Source organism: Bacillus tianshenii, from assembly GCA_020524525.2.
In the GTDB taxonomy this organism is placed as follows: domain Bacteria; phylum Bacillota; class Bacilli; order Bacillales; family Bacillaceae_N; genus Bacillus_AV.
Window position 1 is genome coordinate 2,138,665 of sequence record CP129018.1, and the last position, 22,218, is coordinate 2,160,882.

At 40.1% G+C, this 22,218-nt stretch carries 19 protein-coding genes and 1 riboswitch; of the genes, 3 read left to right on the forward strand and 16 right to left on the reverse strand.

Annotated elements, in window-relative coordinates; all coding sequences use genetic code 11:
• Positions 1-36: 36 nt before the first annotated feature.
• Positions 37-1,647, forward strand: a complete 1,611-nt coding sequence (locus tag LC040_10830; GenBank protein WLR49801.1) for a copper amine oxidase N-terminal domain-containing protein — start codon at positions 37-39, stop codon at positions 1,645-1,647.
• Between the two features lie 349 nt (positions 1,648-1,996).
• Here the strand turns inward: LC040_10830 and LC040_10835 are convergent, their stop codons facing one another.
• The 11 genes from LC040_10835 to LC040_10885 form a co-directional block, all read right to left on the reverse strand.
• Positions 1,997-3,034 carry a ribonucleotide-diphosphate reductase subunit beta gene (locus tag LC040_10835; protein ID WLR49802.1) on the reverse strand — a complete coding sequence of 346 codons (1,038 nt, stop codon included), beginning with the start codon at positions 3,032-3,034 and terminating at the stop codon, positions 1,997-1,999.
• Positions 3,035-3,046: 12 nt separating this feature from the next.
• A complete protein-coding gene (locus LC040_10840; protein ID WLR53265.1) occupies positions 3,047-5,236 on the reverse strand; it encodes a ribonucleoside-diphosphate reductase subunit alpha in 2,190 nt (729 codons plus the stop codon).
• A gap of 223 nt (positions 5,237-5,459) precedes the next feature.
• Positions 5,460-5,640, reverse strand: a riboswitch (cobalamin riboswitch).
• A gap of 86 nt (positions 5,641-5,726) precedes the next feature.
• The gene (locus tag LC040_10845; GenBank protein WLR53266.1) at positions 5,727-6,038 is read right to left on the reverse strand and encodes a YnfA family protein; all 312 of its coding nucleotides are present in this window, start codon (positions 6,036-6,038) and stop codon (positions 5,727-5,729) included.
• A gap of 87 nt (positions 6,039-6,125) precedes the next feature.
• Positions 6,126-6,401 (reverse strand): adhesin, encoded by a 276-nt coding sequence (locus LC040_10850; protein WLR49803.1) that lies wholly within the window; start codon positions 6,399-6,401, stop codon positions 6,126-6,128.
• A gap of 1 nt (position 6,402) precedes the next feature.
• Complete coding sequence (gene arsA / locus LC040_10855; GenBank protein WLR49804.1) at positions 6,403-8,157, reverse strand: arsenical pump-driving ATPase; 1,755 nt, start codon at positions 8,155-8,157, stop codon at positions 6,403-6,405.
• Positions 8,158-8,177: 20 nt separating this feature from the next.
• Positions 8,178-8,537, reverse strand: coding sequence for an arsenite efflux transporter metallochaperone ArsD (gene arsD, locus LC040_10860; protein WLR49805.1), 360 nt, complete (start codon positions 8,535-8,537; stop codon positions 8,178-8,180).
• 56 nt (positions 8,538-8,593) lie between these two features.
• Entirely contained in the window at positions 8,594-9,013 is a 420-nt protein-coding gene (gene arsC / locus LC040_10865) for an arsenate reductase (thioredoxin) (protein WLR49806.1), read from the reverse strand.
• A 20-nt stretch (positions 9,014-9,033) separates the two neighbouring features.
• Positions 9,034-10,329, reverse strand: coding sequence for an arsenic transporter (locus tag LC040_10870; GenBank protein ID WLR49807.1), 1,296 nt, complete (start codon positions 10,327-10,329; stop codon positions 9,034-9,036).
• 17 nt (positions 10,330-10,346) lie between these two features.
• Entirely contained in the window at positions 10,347-10,682 is a 336-nt protein-coding gene (locus LC040_10875) for a metalloregulator ArsR/SmtB family transcription factor (protein WLR53267.1), read from the reverse strand.
• Between the two features lie 295 nt (positions 10,683-10,977).
• Entirely contained in the window at positions 10,978-11,121 is a 144-nt protein-coding gene (locus LC040_10880) for a hypothetical protein (GenBank protein WLR49808.1), read from the reverse strand.
• A 166-nt stretch (positions 11,122-11,287) separates the two neighbouring features.
• Positions 11,288-11,707, reverse strand: a complete 420-nt coding sequence (locus LC040_10885; GenBank protein ID WLR49809.1) for a universal stress protein — start codon at positions 11,705-11,707, stop codon at positions 11,288-11,290.
• A gap of 320 nt (positions 11,708-12,027) precedes the next feature.
• On the opposite strand from LC040_10885, the gene LC040_10890 reads away from it, so the two are divergent.
• A complete protein-coding gene (locus LC040_10890; GenBank protein WLR49810.1) occupies positions 12,028-13,509 on the forward strand; it encodes a SulP family inorganic anion transporter in 1,482 nt (493 codons plus the stop codon).
• Positions 13,510-13,612: 103 nt separating this feature from the next.
• Here the strand turns inward: LC040_10890 and cobT are convergent, their stop codons facing one another.
• Positions 13,613-14,659 (reverse strand): nicotinate-nucleotide--dimethylbenzimidazole phosphoribosyltransferase, encoded by a 1,047-nt coding sequence (gene cobT, locus LC040_10895; protein ID WLR49811.1) that lies wholly within the window; start codon positions 14,657-14,659, stop codon positions 13,613-13,615.
• A 131-nt stretch (positions 14,660-14,790) separates the two neighbouring features.
• Here cobT and LC040_10900 point away from each other — a divergent pair, with 131 nt between their 5' ends.
• On the forward strand, positions 14,791-15,396 hold the full coding sequence (locus tag LC040_10900; GenBank protein WLR49812.1) for a DJ-1/PfpI family protein: 606 nt from the start codon (positions 14,791-14,793) through the stop codon (positions 15,394-15,396).
• A gap of 48 nt (positions 15,397-15,444) precedes the next feature.
• Here LC040_10900 and LC040_10905 read toward each other — a convergent pair whose 3' ends face one another.
• The 4 genes from LC040_10905 to LC040_10920 all read right to left on the reverse strand — a co-directional run bounded on the left by LC040_10905 (position 15,445) and on the right by LC040_10920 (position 22,202).
• Positions 15,445-17,424 (reverse strand): methyl-accepting chemotaxis protein, encoded by a 1,980-nt coding sequence (locus LC040_10905; protein ID WLR49813.1) that lies wholly within the window; start codon positions 17,422-17,424, stop codon positions 15,445-15,447.
• Positions 17,425-17,627: 203 nt separating this feature from the next.
• Positions 17,628-19,523, reverse strand: a complete 1,896-nt coding sequence (locus LC040_10910) for an LTA synthase family protein (protein ID WLR49814.1) — start codon at positions 19,521-19,523, stop codon at positions 17,628-17,630.
• A 583-nt stretch (positions 19,524-20,106) separates the two neighbouring features.
• The gene (locus tag LC040_10915; GenBank protein ID WLR49815.1) at positions 20,107-21,504 is read right to left on the reverse strand and encodes an ATP-binding protein; all 1,398 of its coding nucleotides are present in this window, start codon (positions 21,502-21,504) and stop codon (positions 20,107-20,109) included.
• The gene (locus LC040_10920) at positions 21,501-22,202 is read right to left on the reverse strand and encodes a response regulator transcription factor (protein WLR49816.1); all 702 of its coding nucleotides are present in this window, start codon (positions 22,200-22,202) and stop codon (positions 21,501-21,503) included. Before LC040_10920 ends, LC040_10915 begins: the two co-directional genes overlap by 4 nt.
• Positions 22,203-22,218 lie beyond the last annotated feature (16 nt).

The window sequence follows — 22,218 nt, forward strand, 5'->3', positions numbered from 1 at the left end:
TTAGTAGATTCTAAATTAAAAAGGAGAGGATTCATTGTGAATTGGAAAAAAACTTTAATCGCCGTACCACTTAGTGTGTCGTTAGTTGTCCCTGCTATGGCAGGCAGTCTCGCTACTGAGGCTCACGCAGCTGAAAAACCCTCTGTTGAAACACCCGCGGTTGACCTTCGTGCTCAACTTGGAACATTGTTAAGTGAACATGCCTATTTAGCAGTTGAAACGATGCGAAAAGGTGCAGAAGGAGCTCCTGACTTCCAAGCATCCGCTGAAGCATTAAATGAAAATACTGAAGCACTTTCAAAAGCGATTACCTCTGTATACGGAAAAGAAGCTGGTGAACAATTTAAGGATATTTGGAGTGAACATATCGGCTTTTTCGTTGATTATGTAAAGGCAACAGGCAATAACAATGAAGCTGGTAAAGAAGAAGCATTGGACAACCTCGACGGTTACAAAGCTGATTTCTCCGCCTTTTTAGAAAAAGCAACAAACAAACGTCTTGAAGCTGATATGCTCGCAAAAGGCTTGCAGGCTCACATTGACCAATTAATCGGCTCGTTTGACAGCTATGTGGCGGGCAATTATGAAGAAGCCTACATGCAAGAGCGCAAAGCAATTGCGCATATGCATATGGTTGCAAAGGGATTCTCCGCTGCAATCGCTGATCAATTCCCAGCCCAATTTAACCATACGAAAGCAGTCACTCCTGCTGGTGATTTACGTGCCGATTTAAATTATCTATTATCAGAACACGCCGGCTTAGCAATGATGGCGATGCAAAACGGTGTTGATGGTTCAGATGATTTCCAAGCTTCTGCTGCAGCCCTTAACGCCAATACAGAAGACTTAGCTGCTGCGATTGCGTCAATATATGGTGAAAAAGCAGGCATGCAGTTTAAAGAACTATGGGCAAGTCATATCGGCTTCTTCGTTGATTATGTAAAAGGCACTGCAGCAAATGATGAAGCTATGCAGCAAGAGGCATTAAACAACCTTGACCAATACCGACAGGATTTCTCGAAGTTCCTTGAAACTGCCACAGAGGGCGGCCTTGAATCAGACGCGGTTGCAATGGGACTCCAAACACATGTAAATCAACTAGTCGGTACGTTTGATAGCTATACTGAAAAAGACTACAACGAAGCATACGATACATTACGTGATGCGTATGCACATATGGCAAACCCCGCAAAAGGTATCTCCGGAGCCGTTGTTGCACAATTCCCTGACAAGTTCGCTCAAGCGGATAAGCAAGATGAGCAGATGAATATGCTTGTAACAAAGCTCCAAATTGGTCATAAGAAACTATGGTTAAATGACAAATCGCAAGCACTTGATGTCGCACCATTTCTTTGGAATAACCACACATTTATTTCACTACGTGCGTTAAGTGAAGCAGTCGGTGCTGAAGTTACATGGAACGCAGACGACCGCAGTGTAAAAGTAACAACAAACGGTAACACGGCAATGTTTTGGATTGGCAAAGACTATATGACATTCAACGGCGAGCGCAAGGACGTTGGCGCTGAACTAATGATTCGAAACAGCCGCACTCAAGTACCGCTTCGCTTCATTGCAGAACTTCTTGGTTGGAACGTTAACTGGGATGGAAGCAATGAAATGGTCACATTGACGAAAGAACAATAAAAAGACTCAACCCCCTGAGAAAAAGCTCAGGGGGTTCCTTTGTTTTTTCCTGAAGTTGGACTATCAACTTTTTGAAATTGTACATAAAAAAGCTACCAACTAATATAGTTGATAGCTTTAGAAAGGGTGTAATAATTTAGGGGGGATGGTTAAAGTCTATCCATTTAAGAATGTCTCTAAACGTCTAACTTTATGATTTTGCTAGTTTGTTAAATTCATAAACTTGATTCACAGTGATTTCATTACCAATTCAATACACCCTTTAGCATAAAATCACCTAAAATAATCCAAATATTCATGACTCGTTAACACTTCTAATTGATCGGTAATGCTCTCGATTGACTTCGCTTTATAGCTCATCGAACCCGTTCGCTTCGGTTGTTTTCGTGTACTGGCGAGACTTTTGTTCAAAGAAATCTGTTTTGCCTAAGTCAACTTCTTGATAAGCAACAATCCAGCGCAAAGGGTTCTGACGGTAGCCTTCAAATGGTGCTTCAAATCCTAATTGCTCTGCACGTTTATTCGCCATAAAACGAATATATGCCTCTACCTCTGGCATAAGGATCCCATCAATCTTATTACCAAGGATATGTTCTCCCCATTCAATTTCAAGCTCGGCCGCCTCTGCAAAAGTCTTCTTTCCGAATTCGCGAAGCTCTGCTGTGTCCTGTTCAGGGTATTCGCGCAATATCTCTTTAAAGATTTTTTCAAATAGCCCAACATGAATTTGTTCGTCCCGGTTAATGTAATTAATCATCGTGCTTGTTGCAACCATCTTTTGATTACGAGCTAAATGATAGAAGAACGCAAACCCTGAATAGAAGAACAACCCTTCTAAAATCACATCATAAACGATCGACTTTAACAAATTTTCAACAGTTGGATTTTCGGTAAAATCTTTATAGCCATTCGTCACAAAGTCATTACGCTTTCGTAAAATCGGCTCACTACGCCAATAATCAAATACTTCATCCTGCTGCTTCTTACTGACAACACTTGAAAGCACATAGCTATAAGAATGGTTGTGGATAACCTCCTGCTGAGCAAGAATAATCATCAAAGCATTTAGGCTCGAATCTGTTAAATAATCAGCAACCTTTCCTGCATAATCAGTTTGAATACTGTCCAACAGTGCAAGCAATCCAATAATCTTTAAAAAAGCATCCTGCTCTTCATCAGTAAGCTGCGGAAATTGCTTAATGTCCTTTGACATATTAATTTCAAATGGCGTCCAAAAGTTCGCGAGCATTGTTTTGTACTTCGGGTAGGCCCACGAATATCGAACATCATCCCAATTAAGAACATTCGAGCTTTTCCCATTAATGATACCAGTTGAACAATTCGGTGCTTCTGCATCCATTAACGTTCTTTTTTCTACAATTGTCATATGATCCTCTCCTTAACTATGGCAGTTTTCACAATCGTCAACCTGAGCACTTGATGTCGAACGTACATAATAGGTTGTCTTCAAGCCTGATTTCCAAGCATCAAGATGTAGGTCAAGCAATGCCTTTGCTTTAATATCATTGCGGACGTAAAAGTTGAATGAAACCGACTGGTCAATATGACGCTGACGCTTTGCATTCTGCTTGATGCTCCAATGTTGGTCGATTTGATACACAGTCTTGTAATACCATGTTGTCTTCGCTGATAAGTCAGGTGCAGTGACTGGAATTTTGAAATCCTTCTTTTCCTCTGAATATTCGCGCCGAAAGATCGGATCAATGCTCGCTGTCGAACCAGCAATAAGTGAAGTAGAGGAGTTCGGAGCTACTGCCATCACATAACCGTTACGCATGCCGTTTGCTTGAACACCTTCTTTTAAAGCCTGCCACTTTTCAGATGTATAGTTTTTCCGCTCAAAATAACGGCCTGTCTGCCATTCTGAACGTGGAAACGCAGGATATGAACCTTTTTCTTCCGCTAACTTTGCACTTGCCCGAATCGTATAATAAGCAATTTGTTCGTATAACTTATCACAATACTGCACCGCTTCTTCGCTTTCCCAAGCAATTCCTCTAACCGCTAATAAATGATGCCAGCCGAATGTGCCGAGTCCGATACCGCGGTATTTTTCATTTGTAATCTGCGCTTGTGGCACAGGAATGTTATTTAAATCAATCACATTATCAAGCATTCGCACTTGAATCGAAATCAATCGTTCTAGCACATCATCCATTACACTGCGCGCTAGTGAGATTGACGAAAGGTTACAAACAACGAAATCACCTGGCGTTTTAACAGTAATGATTTTACCGTCAACTGTTTGTTCTTCTTCCACCACTGTTGGACTCATGTTTTGCATAATCTCTGTACAAAGATTGCTGCAGTAAATCATTCCTTCATGCTTGTTCGGGTTGGTACGGTTAGCCGTATCTCGATAAAACATGTACGGTGTCCCTGTTTCAAGTTGTGACATCATAATTGATTTAAAAACTTCAATTGCCGGAACTTTTCTTTTGGATAACAAAGGATGTTCCACACACTTCCAATAGCGCTTACGAAACTCACCTTCTGCTAGTTCTTCGTCGTAGTAATCCTCCAATGAAAAGCCCATTGTCTTTCGCACTTCATGCGGGTCAAACAAATACCAGTCCTCCCGCTTCTCTACTAACTCCATAAATAAGTCTGGAATAGACACACCTGTAAATAAATCGTGCGTTCGCTGACGTTCATCTCCATTATTTAAGCGCGTGTCTAGAAATGCAAAAATATCTGCATGCCATACGTCCAAGTAAACAGCCACTGCCCCTTGTCTTTGCCCTAGTTGGTCTACTGAAACCGCCGTATTATTTAGCTGCTTCATCCATGGAATCACCCCGCCACTCACACCTTTAAATCCTTTAATATCACTGCCACGGCTGCGGATTTTCCCAAGATATACACCAAGTCCTCCACCATTTTTGCTTAAAGTTGCAATATCAGTGTTGGAATCATAGATGCTACGTAAGCTGTCATCGACTGTATCAATAAAGCAGCTAGATAGCTGACCATAGCTTTTCCCTGCATTTGCTAAGGTTGGGGTCGCAACTGTCATATATAAATTTGATAACGCCCAATACGCTTCTTGAATCAGCTGCAGTCGTTTTTCTTTCGGTTCATTTATCATCAAAGTCATCGCAATAATCATGAAACGCTCTTGTGGCAATTCATATACAGCCCCATCGTACAGCTTTGCCAAATACCGTTCAGCAAGCGTTACAATCCCGATATATGTAAACAAATAATCTTTTTCATAATCAATAAAAGCACCAAGTTGGTCAATTTCTTGTCGTGAATAACTTTCAAGTAACACTGAATCATAAATCCCTGCTTGTTGGAGTGATTGAATCAACCCATAAAAGGACCAAGCCTCTCGATTACTTTCTGCTTGCTCGTATAGCCTCTGCAAATAAAGATGGGCAGCTACATATGTCCAATCCGGTTCCTCAGCACAAATTCGTTCTTCTGCTGAAAGGATAAGCAGCTTTGTTAATTGCTGCTTGCTAAACATTTCTTTCATTTGAATAGATTGCAACAGCTTTTCCTTATAATCATCAAAATTAAGGTGAGGAAATTTCTGTTTAAGCTTTTCGATAAGTTCATTTATTTCAGTAACATCACCACTTTTCGGTAATGTAATAGCATGTTGTTTCGTTGCAAAAGCCACATTTATTCCTCCTAAGTATAAGTTTTCAACTTCTTAAGAGCATAAAAAAAACCATCCCTTAATATTAAGAGATGGAAGAGTACAACGTTGATAGACTAGTAGATCGCATCAAACTTGAAACCTACTAATTTACCCTCGTTGCATCTTCCTAGCTCCCGAAGAAGATACGACGCTTAAATAAGGCAGGTCTCCTGACTTGTGTATCACCCTACTCTAAGCCCTTCCCATCTTGTGACAGTGGTTTACGCTTATTTCGTCAACACTTACAGTTGCGGGGACAGCTCTGGATTTTCACCAGATTCCCTTTTCAGTCCTACATGGACACCTTATTTAACGGCATGAACACTAAATATAGTATTTTAATTTTCGACATTCACCAAATGTGGTGTTCTTTCATTATAAAGAGTGAAGCAATTCTTTTCAAGAGGGATTATTGCCGTGGTGCAAATAACATAATTCCAACACCAAGCAAACAAATGCCTGAGCCGAGCCAATCGTATAAATCAGGCGTCTTTTTATCTATCCACCATCCCCATAGCACCGAAAGCACAATAAATACACCGCCATAGGCAGCATAGACACGCCCAAAGCTCGGAAATACCTGCCATGTTGCAATTACCCCATATAGAAACAAAGCGACTCCGCCAAGCAGGCCGAGTATCCCCGCTTTTCCTTCTCGCAACCACATCCATATTAGGTACCCTCCGCCAATTTCAGCAATACCGGCTAATATAAAAATCATCACTGCTTTCAAAGCCACAGGATTCACCCCTCACTCACAGACATAAAAAAGAGCAGAACACTCACTCTTCTGCTCTACTCTATCATATTAACAGCAATCTGTTTCAGGCAAGCCTGTTATCGTCAAACTTTCGCCTTGACGGTCCAGTGTAGCATTGGTAATCATTTCTTCAACACCGTCTTCAATCGCAACAGTAATACCATTTACTTCTTGTAGTTGGTCATTGTCTTCTGCTTCGTCAAGCGAAAGGCCGACTTGTGGTCCACAGCAAGCCGTACCTGTGTGGTAGAAGCGGATATTTGAGGCTTCATTTTGCTCCATCGCTTCGATTAATAACTCTTTAGCCGCATTGGTAATATTCATTTTAAACGTTAACCTCCTTCATTTTCTCTTCTGACTGCCATGGGACAAGCGCTGTTTGATGTGCAAGTTCATTCTGCACTACTTGAAGCCATTGCACTTCACTGCTTGCTTTTTGTTTTAATATCGGATTCTTCGTCTCTGTCCCATATAAGCTTTGATTTACAATCCACCACCTTGGCTCAATCTCTGCCCGCTTTAAGTCCTCCTGCAGTCGGCGCGCTTCGTGAACAGGTGTTGCTTCTGGTAAAGTAACAATCAACACACTTGTTTCTTCTCTGTTACGCAGTCGTGGAAGAAGGTTCTGTACACTGACTGGAACTTCCCCTGTTGAACGCGTCAATTCCTTGTGATAAGACTGAGCCGCATCCAAAAGCAATAATGTATGACCTGTCGGGGCTGTATCAATTACGACAACCTCATCATTTGCTCGCCCAACAACATCCGCAAAAGCACGAAAAACCGCAATTTCTTCGGTACAAGGTGAATTCAAATCTTCCTGTAAATAAGCTAAGCCTTCTTCATGCAGCCCTTCCATCGCTCTTGCAAGAACTTCATCCTTATAGCGCTGAACCTCTACTTTCGGATCGATACGACTTATTCGAAGGTTCTCCCTTACTTCTTTATTTTTAAAATAAAATTCTAAATGTGCAGCTGGATCTGTTGTCGTTAAATGGACAGACTGCCCTTTTTCCGCTAACATAACAGCAACATTAGAAGCAATCGTTGTTTTCCCCACACCGCCTTTTCCCATTGTGAAAATCACACGGATATTCTGCTTTACCAAATCATCGATCATGTCATTGAGTGAGGCAAGATTCTCGACGAATCCTTCTGTTTCCTCTCCTTGTTTAACTTGCTTATCCTCTGTGGCAAAGAATTGACGAAGGCTTTGAAGTCCTGTCAGGGAAAAAGAAACAAATGGTAAGGAATACGTCTTAAGTTGCTGTAAATGACTTGGCAGTTGAGCCATGGCAGCTTGTTGCCGTTCTACGAAGGCGCTTGCAACTTCATCCCCACCGTCAATGTTTTGCATCAAGCCATTGATAATTAGAGATTGATTCATGATCCCAAGCTCTTTCAATTCTTGTGAAGCACGTTCCGCTTCATAAAAAGTTGAGGTATCAGGACGTGCAACAAGAATGAGAGTCGTTTGCTCTCGATTTGCTAAAGCTTTCACTGTTTTTGCATATAAGCTTTTCTTTTCTTGTAGCCCCGAAAGAGGACCAAGGCATGAAGCGCCATGTGTGCTCTCTTCTAAGAAACCACTCCAAGCTGATGGAAGCTGCAATAACCGCAACGTATGCCCTGTTGGCGCCGTATCAAATAAGATATGATCGAACCCATCCGTCATTTCTTCATTTGCTAAAAGGTTTGTGAATTCATCAAAGGCTGCAATTTCAACCGTACATGCGCCTGAAAGCTGTTCTTCCATTTGGTTGACTACAGCTTCAGGAAGCTTTCCGCGATAAGGACCGACAACTTTTTCCCGATACGTTCTTGCTGCTTCTTCTGGGTCAAGATTACAGGCAAAGAAATTCGCTATCCCCTCAATTTGTCTTGGCTTTGTGTTAAGCTCTACTCCGAACACATCCTGCAAGTTAGAAGCAGGGTCCGTACTCACAATTAGTACTTTCTTTCCTTCATCCGCTAATGCGACAGCTGTTGCACAAGCTGTTGATGTCTTACCGACACCCCCTTTTCCTGTAAAGAAAAGGAATGGTGTATTTGATACAACACGAGGGTGAAACCGCTCCATTACTGTCTCCACCTCTCCTATTAAATTTGTTTAAGATCGAATGAAAGCTTCGGCTTTTTCGGTTGCAGTTCTGCCTCATCAATACCAAACCATGCAGCAAATGTAGCATTTGTTGGGTATTCACCAACTAACTCAACTTTCTCATCTACAAGGACTACTGGAAGAGCATCTGGACCCTTTTCGTGTAAAACCTGATTAACGATTTTATTCTCAGCAAAGCTAGCTGGATCATTAGCAAGATTGTAACGCTTCACGTCAAATCCTTTTTTCTCTAATGAAAAAATAACAGATGCAACCCGTGTTAAAACTGGGTCCACACTTGGTCCACACACACCCGTTTCACAACACATTGCAGGGTCAAAAATTTCAACTTTCTTCATAACCTTCACTCCTTTTTCTTTATAAAAGAAGCCGAGAAAGCTCTCGGCCTTTATCTCTATTCACCCGTTTCGGCAAAACGCTTCAGACGCTCACCAATTTCGTCGCGCACACGTTGGAAGAACGTCCACTTCTCCCCTTCTGTTCCTTCCGCTTTAGCCGGGTCATCAAATCCCCAGTGCACTCGTTTAATATGCGGTGGTGTAACTGGGCAATTATCAGCTGCATGCCCACAAAGAGTAACAATTAAGTCTGCACTGTTCATGATTTCAGGGTCAATGATATCGGATGTTTGGTTTGAAATATCAATACTCACTTCAGCCATCGCTTTCACAGCGTTTGGATTTAAACCATGTGCTTCAATTCCAGCACTTTTCACTTCCCATTCGTCACCAAGATAGTGCTTGCCCCACCCTTCTGCCATTTGACTGCGGCAAGAGTTTCCGGTGCAAAGAAAATAGATTGTTTTTTTCGACATGTTTCATTTCTCCTTTGTTGTTAAATGATAAGCAGCCAAATATAAAGGCCAACAAGTGTAATAAAGAGTGTTGGCACGGTTAGAATGACACCAACTTTAAAATAATAGCCCCACGAAATTTTCACACCTTTTTGTGATAAAACATGCAGCCATAATAACGTTGCAAGTGAACCAATTGGCGTAATCTTTGGTCCAAGGTCAGAGCCGATCACATTCGCATAAATTAATGCTTCACGCATTACCCCTGAAGTATTCGTATCCGCTATTGCAAGTGCGTCAATCATAACAGTCGGCATGTTGTTCATAATGGAAGATAAAATTGCTGCAATAAAGCCCATCGCCACTGTCCCGACAAATAACCCTTGATCAGCTGCAGATTGAATTACACCTGCCAGCAAATCAGTTAAGCCAACATTTCGAAGACTGTATACGACTACATACATTCCAATTGAGAAGAACACAACTGCCCACGGTGCTCCCTTAATAACCGTTCTTGTCTGTACTGCAGGACTTCTGCGCGCCATCAGCAAGAAGAAAATCGCCACAATTCCAGCGATAAATGAAACAGGTATCCCTGCAAATTCACTAATAAAATAGCCTGCTAGAAGAACGATAAGCACACCCCATGATAAGCGGAACATCTTGAGATCTTTTAAGGCTTCATGTGGTTTGCGTAATTGAGTCAAATCATAGTCTGCTGGGATATGCTTACGATAATAAAGGTAAAGTACAAGAATACTTGCACCTAATGAAAAGAAGTTCGGTACAATCATTCGTGATGCATACTCCGCAAACCCAATCCCGAAATAATCCGCTGATACGATATTCACAAGATTGCTGACTATAAGTGGCAGTGACGTCGTATCTGCAATAAAACCACTTGCCATAATAAACGGCAAAATCATTTTCTCTTTGAAATTGAGCGCCCGTACCATCGCAAGGACAATCGGCGTTAAAATTAATGCAGCCCCATCATTTGCAAAAAATGCCGCGACAATCGCACCAAGCAATGTCACATAGATAAACATTTTCAAACCGCTTCCCCGCGCAGCACGAGCCATATGTAAAGCCGCCCATTCAAAGAAACCAATTTCATCTAAAATAAGTGAAATAATAATAATTGCAATAAATGCAAGCGTTGCATTCCAGACGATACCTGTTACAGTAACAACATCTCCAAAATCAACAACGCCCGCAAGCAGAGCTAACACTGCACCCCCACATGCTGAATAGCCAATTGACAAGTTCTTTGGCTGCCAGATAACGAGCACAAGTGTCAACAGAAAAATCAATGAAGCGAGTACGACTTGCGTCAAAACGTAAAACCTCCTACTTAGTTACATGAAATACGCAACCCTTTCCTTTCAAGCTCTTCTACTTTTTCCGCTTGATCAGGCAGGTGCTTCAGTATATTCTTTACCAGTGGATAATGTTCATTTTCCGTGTTTAACGAATAAATAATCCATTGGCTTTTCCGTTTTTCTTGAATAAGACCACTGTCTTTCAGTTTACGAAGGTGCTGACTAATCGCTGGTTGACTCATTTGAAAGATTTCTACAAATTCACATACACAAAAATCATCTTCAAGAAGCAAGCCAACCACCGCAAGCCTCGTTTTGTCACCGAGCAGCTTTAATACTTGAGCTGCAGCGATTACCTTTTGATCCATTATCAATAAGAATACCTCCTATCAAGTATATTGTTATTTGCTTATATAATAAAGTACTTATATAAAAAACACAAACAATTATTAACGGGAAATTTGTTAAATTACCATAAAAAAAGAAATATAACTGGGGATTACAAAGCGAGAGGTTCCGTTATGAAATCAAAAAGTCGGTACTCTAATAGGTTGATTTGACCTTTTAAAAGACACTTGGACCTAATAAAAAGTTATGCTGGGGGTTAAATTTAATTCATAAGCTTTTACTACCAGGCCCTTTCCACTTTTCGAGGAGAGAATCTTATTTTTTGTTTTTCATTTCCTCACTTAATTCCTTCATATAATTAGATACAAGCTGTTGAACTTTTTCATCGGCTCCGATGATTTCAAGATGAATGAGACACTTTTTAATAAGCGGGTGGTCATAGTTCAACTCTTCTTTCATCTTAACTCCCTCCTTCCCATAAACAGTCACGTATTTAGTAATTTTCTCCTAACAAAACTACTTTCCCTTGTGGCGCTTTAGCCACAATTTGGTTATGAAGGAAACGCAAATAAGCTTGAGGCAAACACCCCAAGCTTGTTTTCTTTCAATTTTTACTCCGTTTTCTTTATTTTATAATCAATACAGGACAGTCGACACGTTTAGCTACTTTGTGACTGACACTTCCAAGTACCATTTCCTGGAGTGTGTTAAGACCGCGGCTACCAATTGTGACAAGATCAAAATCATTTTCATTTGCATGCTTCACGATCGTCGGACCCGGTTCACCGTGTAAAATTTTTACACTGTAGTTGATACCAGCCTCTTCTGCTCTTCTTTCCACTTCCTCCATTTTTGCACGCCGTTTTTCAGCAATCCCCATGGAGTTCCAGTTATGTATAACGTCCCGCTTCGAGGTTTCCCCATCTACTACATAGACCACTTCTACAACTGCATTCGAATTAAGCTTTGCTAGTTCCAACGCTTTTTCTGCAGCCCGCAGTGAATGTTCTGATCCATCTGCCGCTACTAAGATTTTATTAAACAAACAATCGCCTCCAATTTTCACTCAGACACTCTCTTTCTACAGTATTACAAAGTATAGTTTGATAACTGAAAAAGCACAAGAAAGATCTGAAAATTCTTTTTTCATTATTTTTACTAAAAAAATTACAAATGACAAATCACCCTTTATAACTATGTATATAAGAGAATAACAGAGAATAAATAGAAAGTTAACGTTTACATGGAGATTTCACAAATCCTTCAAAAGACACTATAATGCATCATGTTAATAACGGACCCGACTTTCATGAGAGTTGAAAGTCACTATTTTCAAACAAAAATTTCATAGGAAGAGGTGCTGATTTGAACGCAAACAGTTTAAAACAAGCATGGTTTGGCAATGTGAAAGGCGATGTCTTAGCAGGTATCGTTGTAGCACTTGCATTAATTCCAGAAGCAATTGCCTTCTCAATTATTGCTGGTGTTGATCCAATGGTCGGTTTGTATGCATCTTTCTGTATTGCCGTTACGATTGCTTTTGTAGGTGGACGTCCTGGTATGATTTCAGCAGCGACAGGAGCTACAGCTCTTGTCATGACATCCTTAGTTGCAGAATATGGGCTTCAATATTTATTGGCTGCAACGATTCTAACGGGTGTACTTCAAATTATCATGGGGGCACTAAAGCTTGGACGTTTAATGAAGTTCGTTCCACGTTCAGTGATGACAGGCTTTGTAAATGCCTTAGCGATTTTAATTTTTACATCCCAGCTTCCTCATTTTAATGGGGAGTCATGGCCGATGTATGCAATGGTTGCAGGCTCACTTGCAATTATTTACATTCTACCTCGTTTTACAAAAGCAGTCCCTTCACCACTTGTGGCGATTCTATTTATTACAGCAATCGCAGTGTTCACAGGCAGTGGTGTACGAACAGTTGGAGATATGGGTGAATTGTCACAAACGTTACCAATCTTTTTGCTACCAGATATTCCATTAAACTTCGAAACGTTGCAAATTATTTTCCCTTATGCATTATCGATCGCACTTGTTGGTCTCGTTGAATCACTATTAACTGCGACAATTGTTGATGATATGACAGATACAGAAAGTGATAAGAATCAAGAAGCAAAGGGACAAGGTATTGCAAATATCGTTTCCGGTTTCTTTGGTGGTATGGCAGGCTGCGCGATGATTGGTCAATCCGTCATTAATGTAAAATCAGGCGGTAGAGGCCGATTATCTGCATTTGTAGCAGGTACATTCTTAATGACGTTAATTGTATTATTAAACGATTTCCTCGTACAAATTCCAATGGCTGCCTTAGTAGGGGTTATGTTCATGGTCTCTTTTGGAACATTTGATTGGTCATCTTTAAAGACGCTACACAAAGCGCCAAAGTCAGACACAGCCGTTATGGTCGTTACAGTTGTGACAGTGATCATGACGCATGATCTATCAAAAGGTGTAATTGCTGGTGTGATCTTAAGTGCCATTTTCTTTGCAGCTAAGATTTCAAAAGTTCATATTACTAGCATGGCAGTCGAAGGCTCTCATCAGAAAAAAGTGTATCGAATTTCAGGTGAATTGTTCTTCGCTTCTGTCACAGACTTCGTTAACAGCTTTGACTATAAAGAAGATATTGAAGAAGTTGATTTAGACTTTACCCGTGCACACTTATGGGACGATTCAGCCGTAGGTGCTATTGATAAAGTTGTGATTAAATATCACCAAAATGGAACAAAAGTTAACTTAATTGGACTGAATCAAGAAAGCAATCAGCTTGTCGATAAATTGGCTGTTCACAACAAACCAGGCGGCTTAAATAAAGCGGCCAACCATTAATACGAAACCACGCTTCTGCTACTAGCTTAAGCGTGGTTTTTTAACTGAGTTCCTCATTACTAAAAAAACAGACCTAAGCATGATTGCTTAGGTCTGGTTCATTTTATACTTTAAGTCCCGCTTCCTCAAATGTAATCATTTCACGATTCATCGCAGTTGCCGCTTCAATTAACGGGAAGGCCAGTACAGCACCGCTTCCTTCTCCAAGCCGCAAATCAAGGTCGAACATCGGTTTTAAACCTAAATGCTCCAGTGCTTTCTTTGCCCCTGCTTCTTTTGAAAGATGTGAAGGAATGAGATATTGCTTTACGTTCGGTTCAATTGTTGTCGCAATTAATGCAGCTGCCGAAGAAATAAAGCCGTCCACAACGACAGGAATACGGTTTGCTGCACAGCCAATCATGACTCCTGCCATTCCCCCAATTTCAAGCCCGCCAACTTTTGCAAGGATATCAACACCATCGCTTCGGTCTGGTTGATTGACTTCAATGGCTTTGCTAACAATAGCGGCTTTATGTAATAATTTTTCAACTGGATAATTCGCACCTAACCCTGTAACTTCATACGGGTCAGCCCCAGTCACAACAGATGTAATGGCTGCACTTGCCGTCGTATTCCCAATCCCCATTTCACCAGTCGCGATAACATGGACCCCTTTTTCAGCTAATTCATTAGAAATTTCAATACCTACTTCCAATGATTGAATAGCTTCCTCTCTTGTCATCGCAGGTCCTTTTGTGAAATTATTTGTTCCATACTTTACTTTATGCTGACGTACACCTTCTACATTAATGTCAGCGGCTACCCCAATATCAACTGGTACTACTTCAGCTCCTGTCTGCTTAGCAAAGGCGCATACCCCTGTAACTCCTTTGGAAAAAAGCTGTGTTTGAATAGCTGTCACAGTTGATGGATAAGCCGTTACGCCTTCTTGTACTACCCCATGGTCAGCGGCCATCACAACAACGGCTTTTTTGTTCATTTCAGGAAAGAGGTTTCTTGTGATACCAGCTAGTTGAATAAACAGCTCTTCTATCCTGCCTAGACTACCAATTGGTTTAATCAGTTGGTCTATCCTACTTCTCGCTTGTTCGCATATAGACTGATTAACATCATCAATACGTCCACATGTTTCGTTTAATAAATTCATAATTCCCCCCGCTTATCTCTCGTTGTCATAACTTTTTCTTATGTATTTACATAACAATTAAAATATTCACTTAGCTTACTTGTATTATAAGATTAATGTAGAGAAAAAGAAACCGAGGGAGTGAAGACAGCATGAATGTACAAATTGTTCTTTTTGATGGTTTCGATGAGTTAGATGCGATTGCTCCGTTTGAAGTATTAAAGCGCGGAAATGAAGCGGGGGCCAAATTTAACGTAAAGCTTGTTTCGCTGCATGAGACAGAAGAAGTAACAGCTTATTATGGGCTGAAGATAAAACCTGATTCTGCCATAAACCTTAATAATATACCTGATCTATTAATTGTGCCTGGCGGTGGATGGAACCATCGCGGCGAAACAGGAGCAAGAATAGAGGCAAAACAAAAAAAGTTGCCGAAGCTGATTAAATATTACTACGAACAAGGATCGATTATTGCAGGTGTTTGTACAGGTGGGATGTTAATGGCTGTTTCAGGAATTACAGAAGGAAGAACGACAACGATGCATCACCTCGCTGCTAAAGAAATGACTACCTACGGCTGCGAAGTCATTGGTGCCCGAATTGTAGAGGATGACCGTCTTCTAACAGCTCGTGGAGTTACGTCTGGCGTTGATCTAGCACTATGGCTCATAGAACGCTTTGCAGGAGCTCCAACAGCCTATGAGGTTGAGAAAAGACTTGAATATGAACGAAGAGGAACCGTTTGGCGAAAGAGCTAAAACAACAGGAAAGACCTGGTCCGATATTGGATCAGGTCTTTCTTACTTTTAATCTTCTTTTGTTCGAAATTGTTTTAACATTCCTTGGAGCTCTTCACTTAATTCGGCTAGCTTAGTAGCATCATGTGAGATATGACTTGCACCTGCTGCTTGTTGCTGACTTGCTGCACTTACCTGTTCTGCGGAAGCAGAGGACTGCTCAGTAACAGCCGAGATACTCTCCATATCTGCCCCAATCCCTTTGCTAATCGCTTCAAGTTCACGAATTGCACTATTGATTTGTTCATTTTGTTGCGAAACTTTTTCAACACTTTCAGTGATGTCTTCAAATGCATTTCCTGCTTGAATAACCGCATCAAGACCTTCTTCAACGTCTCTCGTGCCTGATTCAATAGACGAGACCGCTCGTTTGCTTTCTTGCTGGGTTTCTCCGATTATTTTTGCAATTTGCTCAGCTGAATGAGTCGTTTCAGCAGCAAGCTTACGTACCTCTTCTGCTACAACTGCAAAGCCCTTTCCACCATCTCCTGCTCGGGCTGCTTCAATACTTGCATTTAATGCAAGCAAGTTTGTTTGTTCCGCAATTCCTGTAATAATCGAGATGACATTTCCTATTTCTTTCGATTGTTGATCGACTTTGTCAATAATTGTTGCCGTTTGCTTCACAGTATCATTTGTTTTTGAAATCTTCTCGATGGCATCTTTGACATAGATGGTTCCTTGGTGAGCAGTTGCTTTACTTTCATCCGATGTTATTTTCACATCTTCCGCAAATTGTGAGATGTTGTCTAATGTATGGTTCATTTCCGAAACATTATTTGTTACATTTCCAACAGAGGTCACAATATCTGTCGTACCAGAAGCTAATTCAGAGATCGCTGTTGCCACTTGTTCAGCTGATTGCTTTGTTTCTTCACTTGCAGCAACCAGTACATCTGAAGAGCCTTTGACATGATTGGAGACACTGGAAATTTCACCAAGCAATTGTTGCATTTTTTTCACCATGGCATTGAAGTTCTGCCCTAAGGTTCCAATTTCATCAGCACTCTCATGATCAATATTAAGGGTTAAGTCTCCTTCCGCCACACGAGACGTTATTTCGCTCAATCGCTGTATCGGCCGTACCATTCGGGATGAGAAGACAATAACAATAACGACAGCGATAAGTAAGACAACAGCAGCCGTAACGAACGATAACTTCGCTAAATAAGATAGCTGCGTAGATGCTTCATCAACAGGTGCTGTTAAGAAGACTCCCCATCCAGTTGTTGGCAATTGTGTATAAAAGCTGTATTTGTCTACTCCTTGAAACGTATAGCGTGTAAAGTCGTGGTCGCCATTTTGAACACTTTCATGCGCTTTTGCAAGAGCTGGGACACCTAATTTTGTAACATTCTCTGACAAGACTAAGTCTTCGTCTGGATGGCTAATAATCAGCCCATTTTTTTGCGTAATAAATGCATAGCCTGTTTGCCCAATTTTCACTTCCCGAACAAGGGCATGTAAATTTTCACTTGGGAATGACGTACCAATAACACCGATAATATTGCCACTATCATTCTTAATTGGAGAAGCAAATACGATCGTTTCTTCCCCTGACGTTTTACTTTTCATTGGATCAGAGATGACATATGGTTCACCATTAATAATTTTGTTGAAATAGTCACGGTCCTTAATATTTGCCGTTTTCCCTTCAGTTGTATTTACATTTCCAGCTTCATCTGAAACGAAAAACATCGAATATGCAGGGTATTCATCCAGCTTCTGCTTCAAATATTTCATTTGCTGGGCTGTATCCATCCCATTAATATCCTGACTTGAAGCAATATTACTTAAAATTTCAACATGCTTGCTTAACCGTTCATCTAACTTTACTTGCAGTAACTCAAGTTGTGTCATGGCGTTTTCTTCAAAGTTTTGTTGCAAAAACTCCTTCGCCTTATTATGGTTGAGCCATGCTACTCCAAGCAGTGCAAGACATAAGATCGGAATAAAAATTGCCAACAGCTTAAACTTTACACTCTTCATTTTCCCCATCCTTTTGCTTAATAAAAAATTTACGAATAATTCCTTTTTATCACATATTGATATTTTTTTACATAATTTTAACCTTTAGATAGGTAAAAAGGTGTAAAGGTGTAAGGAATGTACAATAAATCATGTTAAAAAGAAATCCATTAAGCTCACAATGCAAAAGAAGCGCCCTGATTAATCAGGACGCTTCTTAACTACTATTGTATTTGTTTGTTCTCTTTTTCTGCACCTTCGCCTTCTTTTCCACGGTCTAGAAAGCGCAGCAGGTCACCTTCAATCACTTTATCTGAAAGCTCTAATTCATGCTGAGCCTTTTCTTGAATTGGTTCACACATTGAGCTATCAATTTGCTCACCAGTGTTGGCATCATAGCACGTGTCTCCAGCGTACAGATATTTATCTGTAATAAAGCTTCCATCACGCAAGACGACTAGTTCATCACGGTCCTTCTCAAATAAATCAGAACCGAACTGAATATCGCCTTTTGTTTCGACCCCAAGTAAGTGAAGTAATGTTGGCTTCATATCGATTTGACCAGATACTGTATCCATCACTTTACCATCCATACCTGGAATGTGGATAAACATTGGTACGCGCTGTAGCTTTGTATGTTGATATGGGTTGATTTCCGTACCCATAATCTCTTTCATCGCACGGTTATGATTTTGTGAAATCCCATAGTGGTCTCCAACAACCATAATCACTGAATTCTCATACAAACCTTGTTCTTTCAGATGAGTGAACATCTCTTGAATCGATTCATCTAAATAACGAGCTGTCTGAAAATATCGGTCAACTGTTCCGTCACCTGTCGTTGCTGGCTCAATCGTTTGATCCTCTTCAGACAATGTAAATGGATAGTGATGTGTCAATGTAATAAACTTCGCATAAAATGGTTGCTGCATGCTTTTAAGCATTGGAATGGACTGCTCAAAGAATGGTTTATCCTTCAGTCCGTAGTTAACGCTATTCTCAGGGGTAACTTCATAATTACGCTCTGAGAAAAAGTGGTCATATCCTAATGTTTTGTACATAATGTCTCGGTTCCAGAAACTCTTATTATTACCGTGAAGTGCTGCAGTTTCATAACCTTTTTCTTTCAGCATTTCTGTCATTGAATTGTATTCATTTTGTGCATTAGTTGTAAAAACAGCTCCACGTGACAATGGATAAAGGGAATTGTCTAGCAAAAACTCAAAGTCTGATGTCTTCCCTTGTCCAGTTTGATGATAAAAGTTCGGGAAGTAGAAGCTGTTTTTCTTTAAGCTATTTAAGAAAGGCGTAACCTCTTCACCATGTAACTTATAGTCAATTGCAAAGCTTTGCAATGACTCAACTTGTAAGATAATTAAGTTCTTCCCTTTTGCAGCACCAAATAATTCTCCCGGCTGATTCACATCACGCTGAACATAGTTTTCAACTTCGGTTAAGTCGTCACTTTCTGCAAATGTGCGTTGAGCTGATGCTTTGGAATGAACGACTAAATCATACATGTGATAGTTATACACACCTAAAAATTTCACAAGCATCTCACGATCGAACGTACGTGTTAACAGTTCAGGACGCTCATCATTCGCAAGATTAATATTTACGAATGCAAGCACAGCAGCCACTGTAGCAAACAAGACACGTCCTCGTGTTTTCTCTGCAGGCTTGAGTATTTTTTTGATAACCACATAGTAGACAGCAATATCAATAAATAACAAAATATCGTACGGCTGCATCAACCCTTTTGCACTGCCGCCTAAATCACCAAAGTTTTTAAATTGATATAGCACTGGGATTGTTATGAAATCTTCAAAGAAACGGTAGTAGACGACGTTCGCAAACAACAGCAATGTTGCGACGACATACATAATCATAAGCCCAAGTACTTTCTTTCTCTTAAACAATGTCATCGTAATCAGCGCCAAAATAATCGTTGAACTTAACGGGCTGATGAATAAAATAAATTCTTGCTTATTATTATCGAGCGGTAAATCAAAAAGAAACCGCATCACGAGATACGACTTTACCCATAACAGAAGAACCGTGAACAATAATGTGCGGTCCACTTTTAGTCCCTCTAACAATCTTTTAAATGTATCGTTCACAGACAATACCTCCTAGCTTTCCTTATCCACTACTAAGACGAGTTGAACTTAATAAAAGTTTCATAAACTTTTAATCTTTATTTTATATTCCTTTTACATTAGGATTTTACACTAAGATTACGGAAACGTACACTTTATTTCTTGGAATAAATGCCAAAAATTATCATTCGCCTTATCTTTGTCACAATCTAAGGGAAAGAAAACGAAAAGAAACAACGATGTTTCATAATAGCAGAAATTCGTAAACAAGCCAAGAAATAAATTTGCAATTAAAATTAAAAGAAAAGCTTGATAGCAATTATAAAGAACACAATCAATATAATAAATAATATCGATATTTGTTCTTAGTTTATGAGGGATTTTCAAAAAAACAATCAGAAAAAAGATAAGTTAACAAATGAAGTGAATATAAAAAGCTCAACTCCTTTCGCTTCAAACGATGTCGATTATTGCCGTGGAAATATTATTTACCACGACTATATTTTTGAAATCAAAAAAATTTTTCACAAGAAAGCCGGCTCTCTGAATTGAAAGCCGACCATTAAAAGTATCTTTTTAAAAACAAATTAATTTGCTAATTTTACTATTGAAAGTTACAAGGGAGAGTAAAGGTAAATATACTTCCTTCTTCTTTTATACTACTTACGTCTATCGTTCCTTGATGGGCTTGGATAATTGACTTTGAGATAGCAAGCCCTAAGCCTGTGCCTCCACTTTTTCGGGAGCGTGATTTTTCACCGCGATAAAACCGGTTAAAGACGAAAGGCAGGTCTTCCTTTGCAATACCGCTCCCATTATCAATAATTTCTACATTGAGATTGCCCTCATGCACATTCATGCTTACATCGATTCTCGTGCTGCCGTATCGAATCGCATTGTCAATCAAATTCGTAAGCACTTGCTGTATTCGCTGTGGGTCAATGTAAAGGCAGACAGAAGGAATCGGCTCAAAGATATCTAATTCAACTTTATGTTGGCGAGCGTCCATTTTTGCATCGTATAATACTTCTGAAAAGAATTCAGCACTATCGATTAACATTTTTTCGACCGGAAGTTGTTCTAACTCTAGTTTGGAGAACTCAAACAGATCCTCAATTAACCTGTCTAGCTGTTCAGATTTTGTCTGGATTACTTGAAGATAGCGTGTTTGCTTTTCTTCATCCCGCACTACGCCATCAAGCAGGCCTTCCACATAACCCTTAATCGAAGCTAACGGTGTGCGTAAATCATGAGAAATATTTGCGATTAGCTGTTTGCGGCTCTGCTCATATTGCTTTTGCTTTTTTAAAGATTCCTTTAAATGTGTTCTCATCAAATTAAAGCCATTAATAAACCGGCCAATTTCGTCATTTCGGCTATATGAGATTGGATAATCGAGATTTCCCTCTCTCATTTCCTCTGTTGCTGTATAAATTTCTTTTATCGGCTGTAAAACGGTTCGAGATATATACCACGTCCAACCTACAATTAATACGAGTAATGCAATCACTCCTGCTGCTAGGCTAACGAAAATGCCCTGAAGCATATGTTGAAACTGCCGAAAAGGCTCCACTTCCAATGAATTAGCAATAATGTCAACTTGAACAAATTCACCTTCACCTGTCTCAACCCGTACCTGCAAAAGCTGTGACATATCGGGAAGAAGCGACCTGTTTGTTTCCTTTTCATTCGGGCTAAACTTTCCCGAATCGAATAAGAGTTTGTCTTCTGCTGATTTAATTTTCAAACCGATTTCATACCTATTTAAAAGAGACGATATTTTTTCAAAAAAAAGTGCTTCATTATCAATATATTGAATATTTCTCCGTACTTCTGCTTTCACTTCAGAAAAGAGCTGCTCAATTTGCTGTTCATTTTGTCCAGCAGCCTTCTGTTCAAAACTGCTTGAGTAAAAGTAGAGCATTCCTATTGTAACAAAAATCGGAACTAGAATAATTGTTAAAAACGCAATGACAAGTCTTGTCTTTAGCCCAATCTTCATGAGGACCCCCGCTCAAACTTATAGCCGATTCCCCAGACTGTTTTAATAAACGTCGGCTTCGAGGGTGTTGTTTCGATTTTTTCTCTAATTTTACGAATATAAACAGTTATCGTATTTATATCACCATAGCGCTCATACCCCCACACGCGGTCAAAGAGCTGTTCTTTCGAAAAAACCTGTCCTTCATGTGTAGCAAGAAAATACAACAATTGAAATTCCTTTGCTGAAAGGTCGACTTGCTTACCTTCTACAAAAACGTTATAGCCTTTCTCATCAATTGTCAGTTCGCCAAAGCGAAGCAATTTCGCTGTTTCTTTCGGATTAGAAAAGTGATGAAAGCGACGAAACTGTGCTTTTACCCTTGCAACAACCTCACTCGGGCTAAAGGGCTTCGTCACATAGTCATCAGCGCCAATTCCAAGACCGATAATTTTGTCAGTATCACTTTTTTTCGCACTCATCATAATGATTGGAATATTTGAGGAGTTGCGTATAGCTCGACAAACTTCAACTCCGTCCATTTTCGGAAGCATAATATCTAGTAAAACAAGTGTTGGCTGCTCTTCCTCAAAACGTCGAAGTCCTTCTTCTCCATCTGCAGCTAGCACAACTTGATACCCTTCTATCTCTAAATAATCACGAAGCAACTCTGCAAGTTCCAATTCATCTTCAACGATTAAGATTATTTCTCGATTCATCCTAAACCGCCTTTAT